The following is a 10,138-nucleotide window of genomic DNA, read 5'->3' on the forward strand; positions in this document are numbered from 1 at the left end:
CCGTCGTATCCGCTTTGGGTGCCTTCGGTAATTACGAGCCTGAAATATCTTCGCCGTCACGGCCGGTTTCGTACCGGTCCGACATCACGCTACGTCTCCCGGCCGACATTTTCGATGTTGGTCCAGATCGTCCCGTCCGCGCTCGCCTGAAGCTTGTATGCCGCGCATTGTAAATGTCATAGCTCGACGAGACAGCACCGGATGAAATCCCGACCCAACGCTTGACGGTAACCGGCGCGAACAGATCCGCCTGCACCCGATAATCATTGTTAAGGCGTCTTCGCAATCGCCGACCCATTTCGAATTCACGTCTCCATCCAGGGCCTTCTGCGGCATCTCGCTCGCCAGGTTGTAGGGCGATTTGGCGGAAGCCCACCGATTGAGGCTGATGTTTTCGTGCTGCCCGTAAACTTCGAAGAGTGCAATTGCTGATGCGCATACCCGTCCGAGCCCATCTGCGTGCCTGGGTAATTTGCAGACGCACGTACCGGGCGTCCGCAGAGGTGGAGGCGGTGGGTCAACCCAGGCGTATTTTCGGGTTATGCTCTCCCAGATCCCGTTCGCGGTCACCCCGTCTTCTTCCTGCCAGCTGAGTCAGCGCAATCTGAATGCAGAACCCCCCCCATTGTAAGACGCATGCTTCACCACCCAGCGGGTGAGGCTCTGCACCGAGCCAATCAACGGCCAGCCAATGGGTCGTTCCCTATCATGGACGCCCACTTGGACGTACGCATGCCGTCGACCGCGCATTCCGGTCCGTTACTTCCCGCAAAAGCGCTTCGGCCGCACGCGGTTCTTCCCTGCGTGATCGGAACCGCGCTGCACCCATCCTGGTCGACGTTCAGCGGTTCCACCAACTGCTGGACGGTCGTCGTCGTATCTCCCCAGAGCAGCGAATCGTATATGTTCATCGTTCCGGTAAAGCCCGCGCCCGTCTTTTCTGTAAGGCTGTCCCGGCATCACCCCCGCTGAAGGCCGACCATGTGGATGCTGCCGCCCTTTTCGATCAATACATTCGGGACCGGACGACGTATCGACGGAAGGCAGGAACAGCGTCAGATTCTGAGGACCAGTCCCGCCCGATTGCGCTATGGTATCGAGAACCCGTCTTTCACGGCAAACGAATCTGCGGCAAACGAAGCGACATTCGTACTGTTGCCGAAGACGAAAGCGTCCGTATGTGCGAGCGTGTAATTTTCGCCGCGTCGAAGCCGTAGGTATGCGGACTGTTGGCATGCTTCGACTGAAAGAAGGTCCCGTAGGTGACGACGACTTGTTCGACCCAGCCTCCGTTCGTATTCGCGCCCACGTTGACCGCCACGTTGGCGGCATTGATCCACGTTCCGGACACGACGAACCGGTCCGCCGCCGTCGTCCCGTAATCGATGCCGTTGTAGCCGTTCTCGATCTCTACGTATTTGACCCAGGTATCCGTTCCGGCGGCGCGTACGGTATACGGATACTTCTTGACCGGATAGCGCGAGCGGATGTCGGCCGGGACGCCCGGATCGGCGCCGTCGGCGAAGCCTTGCTCCGGATAATACACGCTGAAGCCCTTGATTCCGGCGCCCTGGCTGAGCGTCAGGAAGGCCGTCGCGGAATCCGGCGCCGTCGTATCATTGCCGCTGTAGGCGAGCAGCACGGTCGTATCCAAATTGTTGTGGGCGTGAACGTAACCGTGGCTGCCCGTCAGCTCCACGCCCGTCGGCACCTGGAGCGATCCGGATACTTTATACGAGCCTGGCGGCAGGAACACCGTACCGCCTCCCGCAATTCCCGCTGCCGTCAAGGCGCTCTGGATCGCCGGACCGTCGTCAGCGACGCCATTCCCCTTGGCGTTGTAAGGCGCGTCTTTCACATTGATCAGATTGCTTTCATTCGCCGGTTTGCGCACGGGCGCAAAGGCATAGAACAACGGACGCGCCTGCCATACTTTGTCCGTGTTGATGAACTCGCCGACCTCCGCCCGCACGAAATCCGTCCGGACATTCGCGTTGATCTTGGCCATCGCGCCGTAGGAGCCGTTGGAGGAAGGCGGTCCCTGCTCGATCAGGATGCCGTTATTGGCCTCGTTGATGCTGATGCCGTACATCGTCAAGCCGTCGTTTTTCCACAGCTTGATGCCGAAGAGGTAGCTGTTCGTGTAGCCGGCGATCTGTTCGCGCTGGGCGGCGCTTGGTTTATTGATAACCGCGGAAGGAGCATTCGCCCAGATCTCGCTGTCCATGAACAGATTGGTGAGGTAGGAGTACTCATAATTGCCGTCCAGCGTAATCCCCTGGAACAGGAAGGTTCCGTAGATGTCCTGAATGTTCACCGCGCTGCCCTTGTCGAAGTAAATGCCTTGGAACGAATTGTAGAACGTAAGCCTGTAGGCATTGACCGAGGAGGCCTCGGAATAGACGGTGTACGGATAGCTCGTCGGCGCGAAGCCGCCTGCCGAATAAGCGCCCTGGTTCGGATACCAGAAGCTCAGGTCGCGTACGGTCGCGTTCGCGCCGGACAACGTTACGGCGCTTTCCGTTGTAGAATATACAGCAAGAATCGTGCCGTTTTGCGGCGTTTCCTGCAGCGGATTGCCCCAATTGCCTCGAAGAACGACGTTGGCCGGGAATGTTAAGGCCCGAATCCAGGCGATACGTTCCGCTTGGCAAATACACGACGCCTCCGCCCATTTGACGCGCCAGATTCAAGGCGGACTGTATGGCGCCAGCCGCATCCGATACGCCCGTCGTATCCGCCGTCACGACGACATTCGCAATGACCGTCTCGCTATTGTCGATCAGGTCCGCGATTCGCTGGGGAGCCGGAAAACTCGGAGCGGATGCGCGCTTGTCGAAGCGGATCCAGTCTACGTACGTGCCCGGGTCCGGTCCGCTGTACTCCGTCGTCAGCACGTGGGTTCCGGCTTCCAGATAAACCGGCATGGGCAGCGAATACGTCTGGAGCGCGGTCGAATCGATCTTGTTCGTCGCGCCTTTTTGCACGTTGTCGATCAAGGTCGTTATGCTGCCTTTTTTCCCGGAGGTCCCGGACTTCGCGCTGTAAACGATGTCGTACCAGCCCGCGTCGGACGCGCCGACCGTGAACGTGTATTTCAAATACTCGCTAATATAGCCGGCAGTCGACGAACCTGCCGCCTGATCGTTCGAGCTCACGACATAACGATTCGTTCCATCGGAATACAGGTCGACGTTCGCGACGTCTCTGTAAGCGGTTTCGCGAATGACCTGAGAAGAAGCATGCGCGAAGTAAGCGTCGCGGATGCTGCCGGAATTAAAATCCTCCGCTTGGATGGTTCCCGGCACGGTATGCGTTCCATAGGGTACCCCGTCGGAAGCGGCGGCTTGCCGGCCCGGCGTTAACAGCATGACATACGCGATCATAAGCAAGAACAGGACTGCGCTGCGAACCATCCATTTCATGATCATTTCCCCTTGTTTAGGATTTTGGATTAAAGCGGTCTAAGGCAGGCGGGAGACGATTGACGCCTTCTCCCGCCGCATTTCCGATTGCTCACTCCGCCGCCTGCGTCGGCGGCGTCCAAGCCAGCATGATGCAGGATAACGGTTCGATCGTTCCCCGGTGCATCCCTCTTTCTGTTTGCGAGGCGAGCTCGAGCCCCTCGCCATCCGGCTGCTTGTAAGCCAGCAAAGCGCCGATTGCCCCGCCATACGGCTGCTGCCAATCATACGCTTGCGGCTCCGTCGTGTAATTCACCAGGAACTGCGCGACCCGCCCCTCCGAAGATTGCCACTTCGTCGTAAGAATGGAAGGCTGCTTCAGCACGCTGCCGTCCCGCATGTGAATCGTTTGCGCGGACACGCCGGTCAGCCGCTCCGGCGCGAGCATCCTGCCCGTCGCGAGATACGGCTTGCCCGCGCCAATGCGCCAGGCGTTAAGATTGCGGATCAGGGTGCCGATCGCCTGTTGATCCGGCGCCGGGTAATCCCATTCCGTCCCCCAATCCCAGTTGATCGCCCCGCCGCGTCCGAGCACGACCGTGAGCATATCTCCCGCCACGAAGGAATAGGCGGTCCGCCAGAGCAGATTGTCCGGCGACTTGAGCAGGTCGATGCTCTGGCCGCTGGAGTTCTGGTTGCCCATGAAGTTGTTGATATATTCGTGGTATACATACTGATAGACAGGCACCGGCTCGCCGGTGAACAAGCCGATGTTGAAGCGCAGGTCGTTAAAAGGAAGCTCGCCCAGGAAGGGCTCTGCGGCTGCCGCTTCGCAGCCGAGCACGATGTCTTTGCCCATCGCCTTCCACTCCTGCCGAATCTTGCGGAACAACGTCTTCATCGCTTCCGTCTGCCAGCGCCCGGGCCCCGGCGGATGATCGTGCTCCTTGCTGTAGCACAGGTACGACAGTCCGCCCAGATTCTGGTCGAAATACTGCATGTAATCGCAGCCGCTGTTCGCGACGCCTCGGATCTCCTCGAGCACCGTCTCCGTCACAAATGGCTCTGACGGACACATGTCGTATCCCCAGCGCTGCACGCCGTTGCAGATCAAGGAGTACGGCAGCTCGCCCTCCGGCGACACGCACATGACCTTCTCTAGCTCCAGACGTTCGAAGTCCGCTTCCCGGTTGTAATCGGGGTCGAGCAGACTCCTCTGCGTCCAGGCGATGCCGCTCGCGTACAGACCGAGCAGATGGCCGCGCGCGTGCAGCTCGTCGGCGAACTGCCGCATGCCTTCTTCTCCCCCGTAAGGGGGCCAGATGTAAGGCGGCGCCCAGGGGGCCGACCCTTCCCAGTGCATAAGCAGCGCCATCACCTTGCTATCGAAGCGCTCGGACAGCCGCTCCAGATGCGGAATCGCATTGACGTAAGGAAAATATTCGTTCGGGTCCATGCTGCCCGTATCCTTGACGCCGCGCACGGGATACGTCACGACGACGGGCGATTCCCGGTACCAGGCGGGGAGCTCCGGATTGTCCGCGATGCGCGGCGGCGTGCTTCCCTGTTCGAACCAACGTCGGTACAGCTCGGCAGCCTGATGCCAATCGCCGTGGAAGACGCCCAGCACCATATTAAAGTTCATTCGATAGGAACCTTGACCGGCCCCCTCGACGAAAATCCGATACTGGAGCCTCACGCCCCCGTCGAACGGAAGAAATTCGATCGATTTGACGTGGTGCCTCGCATCGTGCGCGCCTACGTAGAGGCCGCAGTCGTCATCGTAATAAGCCATGAACTGCGTCGGCGCGGGGCCGGGATAGGTTCCGTCCCAGCCTTTGCTGGGATAGCCGGTTTCCTGGTATTTCAGCCAAGTGTTCTCTCGTCTGCCGATGTCCTCGATCAGCACGCCCTCATGGGCCGGCCACAGAATCCGGGCAGTCCCGCCCGCGGCGACGAGATCGTTCGGCACGACGACGTCCGGGAAGTCGACCCATTCCACGAGGTATGACGTCCGATTGTCGAAGGAAATGCGCCAGTCGGTCAAGTTGGAATCTTGCGGGAGGTCGACCTCGACGACGGCATCCAGATCCAGGTTATTCAGCTTCGTATATTTAAATCGGAGCTGCGTGCCGTCGTCCGCCGATATCGAGGCCTGCTCCAGCGTGACGGACGCCGCTTGCAGCGCCGTAACGTCCAGCGCCTGTCCGGCGTCGTCCCGCAGCCGGAGCGTAAAGATCGGCCTGGCCGCGCTCCCGCCGTGAATCATGTTTTTCCCGGATCGCTTATCCGTAAATGCCAGCAAAGATCCGTTCGCCGAATCCAGTTCGATCGTATAGGCCGAGCGCTCGATGATCATCGTTTCATTTCTCCTTAGCTTGTCGTCAGCTTATCGTCTCTGTCCCAGCATGCCGTACACTTGTCTCAACCCTTGACCGCGCCGGCCGTCAGACCTTTGAGGAACTTATCCTGCACGAAGAAAAACAATAGAATCAGCGGAATCGTAGCTATGACGCTCAAGGCGAAAATCGGTCCCCAATCGGTCGTCCGCTCCTGCTTGAACTGATAAATGAGCGTCATCAGCGTTTGTTTGCCGGGGCTGTACAAGTAAATGAGCGGTCCGAAAAAATCGTTCCAGATCGTAAAGACGTTCGTCACGATGACGGTGCCGGTGGCAGGCAGCAGGAGCGGGAAAATAATCGTAAAAAAGGTTCGCGTCTTCCCGCAGCCTTCCATGGCGGCGGCCTCCTCCATCTCGGAAGGGATGCCTTTGACGAAGCCCGTGTAGATGATGGTGGCAAACGGAATCGCGCCGGCCGTATACAGCAAAATCATGAGCGTGCGCGTATTGATTAAGGAAATCGCGGTCGCGAGCTTAAAAATCGGGATGATCGTCGATTGCAGCGGAATGATCATGCCCGAGATCAGAATAAAAAACACGATCTGGAATAAGCCCTTGCCTGAACGCCCGATCGCATATCCGGCCATGGAAGTGAAAAGCACGACGAGCCCCAGGCTTAATGAAGTGATGACGACGGTATTGAACAACGACTGCGCAAATCGGCCCTCGCCCAAAATCGCCCCGTAATGCGCGAACTCCCAGCTTGAAGGGAAATGGAGCGCGTCGAACACTTCGCTTGAAGGCTTGAAGCTGGCAAGAAGCACGTTCAAGAAAGGGACCAGAAAAAGACAAGCCGCGATCAGCATGACCAGTTCTGCGATGCCGAGGCCTATTCGAATCTTTTTCACATTTCCACCTCTCTTCTGCGCGTGATGCTCAGCTGCAAGAAGGTGATCACGGCGATCAAAATCATGAACAGCATCCCAGCCGCGGTCGCATAACCGTAGGACTCGTGCACGAAGGCGTACTTGTAAATCAATAGCCCGAGCGTCGTCGTCGCCGTGCCCGGACCGCCGTTGGTCAGGACGAACGGCACGTCGAACAGCTTCAGGCTGCCCGCGATACCGAGAAACGTATTGATCGTAATAAACGGCATAATCAGCGGAATGGTAATGTGGTAGATTCGTTGCAAGCCCGTGGCCCCGTCGATCTGCGCGGATTCCTGAAGCTCCCTGGGCACGGACTGCAGCCCGGCCAGGTAAATGACCGCCCCGAAGCCGGTCCCTTGCCACAGCAAGATCAGGATAACGGCCGGCAGCGCGTAATCCATCGTCCCGAGCCAGTCCTGAATCCCGTTCTCGAATCCGAATAGCGTCAGAACCGCATTGAGCAGGCCGTCGTATTGCAGGATGAAGCCCCAGCTGATCGAGATAACCATGAGACTCATGAGCGCGGGAAGAAAGAAAAGCGTCCTGAGCAGTCCTCGGCTCCGCAAGGGCAGATTGAGCAGCAGCGCGAGGGTCAGGGACAACGGATTGCCGATCAGCACCATGACGGCGAGAACGTAAAGCGTATTTTTAGCGGCTTGCATGATCGCTTTGTCGTGGAATAGCGCCCGGTAATTGGCCAGGCCTACATAGTCCGGGGGACTGCAAGCCGTCCCAATTCGTAAAGGAATAAAGCAGGCTGCCGAGAAAGGGATACAACGTAAAAATGCCGTACAGCAGCAGGGCGGGCAGTACGAAAAATACTTTTAACCGGTAAAAGCTTCTGCTCGATCTCATGCGGTATCACTCACCTGACTGATCCTGGCGAGGGGCGGATGATGTGCCGCCCTCGCTTCGGATGAATAAGAATGGCTTACGCAATGTGCGCTTAGAAATTAACTTTGGATTTGTCCTTCTCGTAAAGCTTGGCCAGCTCCGCAGCCGAATCGCCCACGCCGCCGCCGGCCAGAATCTTGGTCAAGGCCGTGTTCAGAGCGTCCTGGACGGAAGGCGGGAAGTAGTCGCCGGGATTGCGATGCCCCGGGTGAGCCTGCAGCGCCGCCTGAATCTCGGACATCGCCGGGTTGGCGAATACGGGATTGACGTCGTTGAACGCGCTCAGCGCGTTGTCTTTGCCGTAAAGTTCAAGCATATCGGGCTCCAGCATGAGCTGCACCAGCGCAATGGCCTCTTCCGGATGCTCCGTTGCGGCATTGATGGACAGGCCCTTGTCCGTGCCGGCGGACATGACGGTGTTGCCGTCCTTGGCCGGAATGATGAAGAAGCCGAGCGGGAAGTTTTGCGTTTTGCCGTCGATGACGCCGGGCGTCCAGCTTCCCATCATGTGCATCGCCGCTTTGCCGTCGATAAAATCCTGCAGTGCCTGGTCGTTGCCGATGCTTAAGCTGTTCTTGTTGAAGTAGCCCTTGTCGGCCAGCTCCGCGAATTGCGTCAGCGCACCCGTAACTTCGGGGCCGTTCACGCTCGCTTTGCCGTCGTATACGTCGCGTTCGAAATTGGGATTCGTTCCGAAATAAGTGCTGATTGCAATCGGGATATAAGCGGCCTGCAGCGTCCAGATATCCTTGAAGCCCTCGACGATCGGCGTAATCTTCTGCGCCTTCAGCTTCTCGTTCAGCGACAAGAATTCGTCCCAGGTCGTCGGCGGAACAAGCTGCTGCTCCTCGAAAATCTTTTTATTGTAGAAAACGCCGAAGGTGTTCACCTCTAGGAAGGCGCCGTACGTTTTCCCTTCGAACTGCGCGGCCGTCTTGGCCGAATCGTTCATCCGCGCGATCCACGGCTGGCTCGACAGATCCATCAGATAGCCCGCCTTGGCGTAGGCGGTCATATTCATGTTGAACAGCACATCGTCCGCTTCCCCTGCGGGGAGCCGCGTATTCATCAGCTCATTGTATTTGTCTCCCGGGTGCTGATTGAATTCCACCGTTCCGTTCGGGTATTTTTCCTTGAAGCGTTTGGCCACCTCTTCGTAATAGCCGTTTTTATTGTCCGCCCAGTAAGAGACCTTTAACGTAAAAGGCTCCGAGCCGGATGCGCCGGGTGCCGACGCCGAACCCGATGCCGGCGTCGTTGCGGCCGGAGCGCTGCTTGTCGGCGATCCGGCAGTCTCGTTATTGCCGTTCGAATTGCCGCAGGCGGATGCGACGAGGGTCGTGGCGAGGAACAACGTGGTGAGCTGCAGTTTCTTCAATGATCTTACCTCCCCTTTTTTATTGAAGCTTATTACACAAATATGTAACTAGTTACATCTGTATGATAAGTTCATTTCCTCACGATGTCAACGCTTTCTTTTTTTGCGTAAAACAATCGGAGCAACATCACTGCTGCTCCGATTTGACCGTGCTTTGCCGCACGGCGAGCCTGGACCCGAATATCTCGTGCCTGCCCGGGCCCGAGTAACTCTCGTTCATGCGCGATAGCAGAAACTCGGCCAGCTTTTTGCCGATCTCGTACTTGGGCTGTACGACCGAGGTCAGGCGGGGGCGAATCAGCGAGCACCAGATGATATCGTCAAAGCCTGCGACGGCAATTTCGTCCGGTACGGATACCTTATGGTCCTCGAGCGCCATCATGGCGCCGATCGCCATCACGTCGTTCATCGCAAAAACGGCGGTCGGCCGCGGATTCATCTGCAGGATCTTCAGCATCGCTTCGTAGCCGGAATGCTGGCGGAAGTCACCTTTAACGACGAGTGCGGGATTTAGAGAGACATGATTGTCGATATGTGCCTCTCTGTAGCCTCTATAACGTTCCTCGGAAATCGTGCTGTCCGTACCGGCGATGAGCGCAATAGAGGAATGCCCCATCTTGAGCAAATGCTCGGTGGCGAGATATGCGCCTCTGACATTGTCGAATCCCACGCGGTCGATCTCGAATTTGCTGTCCACATAGCCGTTCAGCACGACATGCACGTTATTTTTCAAGGCCGGCTCGATGATCGCGTCCATGTCGCCGAATTGCGTGAAGTCGCGCGAGCACAGGATCATGCCGTCTACCCGATTGCTGAGGAATCTCCGCACCATATTCGACATTTCCTCGTCGTCCTCCCCGGACTCCGCGTACATGAGAATATAGCCCTTCTCCTTCAGGTAATCGTTGATCCCCTCGATTGTTCGGAGAAATACGGGATTATTGATATCGGGCACGAGCAGCCCAATCAGCTTGGTGCTGGACGTGGTGAGGCTCTGCGCCGCCTGGTTCGGGGTATAGTGTAGGATGTTGATGGCTTCTTGGACTTTAAGACCCGTTTTCTCGCTCACGTATCCCCGTTCATTGATGACGCGGGATACCGTCGCTACGGACACAATCCGGCCATCTCTGCGACCTGATAAATACTCAGCATGTCGATACCCCTTAAACCAAATTGTGTAACATGTTACACA

General features: G+C 57.6%; 8 protein-coding genes. All 8 read right to left on the reverse strand.

What is annotated here, in order from left to right:
* Positions 1–677: 677 nt before the first annotated feature.
* The 8 genes from OMP40_RS17715 to OMP40_RS17750 all read right to left on the reverse strand — a co-directional run bounded on the left by OMP40_RS17715 (position 678) and on the right by OMP40_RS17750 (position 10,060).
* Positions 678–911 (reverse strand): hypothetical protein, encoded by a 234-nt coding sequence (locus OMP40_RS17715; RefSeq protein ID WP_277533422.1) that lies wholly within the window; start codon positions 909–911, stop codon positions 678–680.
* 200 nt (positions 912–1,111) lie between these two features.
* Positions 1,112–2,227 carry a glycosyl hydrolase family 28-related protein gene (locus OMP40_RS17720; RefSeq protein ID WP_338131169.1) on the reverse strand — a complete coding sequence of 372 codons (1,116 nt, stop codon included), beginning with the start codon at positions 2,225–2,227 and terminating at the stop codon, positions 1,112–1,114.
* A 25-nt stretch (positions 2,228–2,252) separates the two neighbouring features.
* Positions 2,253–3,425, reverse strand: coding sequence for a glycosyl hydrolase family 28-related protein (locus OMP40_RS17725; RefSeq protein WP_277533424.1), 1,173 nt, complete (start codon positions 3,423–3,425; stop codon positions 2,253–2,255).
* A gap of 91 nt (positions 3,426–3,516) precedes the next feature.
* Positions 3,517–5,763, reverse strand: coding sequence for a DUF6259 domain-containing protein (locus tag OMP40_RS17730; protein WP_277533425.1), 2,247 nt, complete (start codon positions 5,761–5,763; stop codon positions 3,517–3,519).
* A gap of 65 nt (positions 5,764–5,828) precedes the next feature.
* On the reverse strand, positions 5,829–6,653 hold the full coding sequence (locus tag OMP40_RS17735; protein ID WP_277533426.1) for a carbohydrate ABC transporter permease: 825 nt from the start codon (positions 6,651–6,653) through the stop codon (positions 5,829–5,831).
* On the reverse strand, positions 6,650–7,336 hold the full coding sequence (locus OMP40_RS17740; protein WP_277533427.1) for a carbohydrate ABC transporter permease: 687 nt from the start codon (positions 7,334–7,336) through the stop codon (positions 6,650–6,652). Before OMP40_RS17740 ends, OMP40_RS17735 begins: the two co-directional genes overlap by 4 nt.
* A 284-nt stretch (positions 7,337–7,620) precedes the next feature.
* Positions 7,621–8,946 carry an ABC transporter substrate-binding protein gene (locus OMP40_RS17745; protein WP_277533428.1) on the reverse strand — a complete coding sequence of 442 codons (1,326 nt, stop codon included), beginning with the start codon at positions 8,944–8,946 and terminating at the stop codon, positions 7,621–7,623.
* A gap of 127 nt (positions 8,947–9,073) precedes the next feature.
* Positions 9,074–10,060: a LacI family DNA-binding transcriptional regulator gene (locus OMP40_RS17750; RefSeq protein WP_277533430.1), complete on the reverse strand. Its 987-nt coding sequence runs from the start codon at positions 10,058–10,060 to the stop codon at positions 9,074–9,076.
* Positions 10,061–10,138: the final 78 nt, after the last annotated feature.

The organism is Cohnella rhizosphaerae, assembly GCF_029525575.1.
GTDB classification, from domain to species: domain Bacteria; phylum Bacillota; class Bacilli; order Paenibacillales; family Paenibacillaceae; genus Cohnella; species Cohnella rhizosphaerae.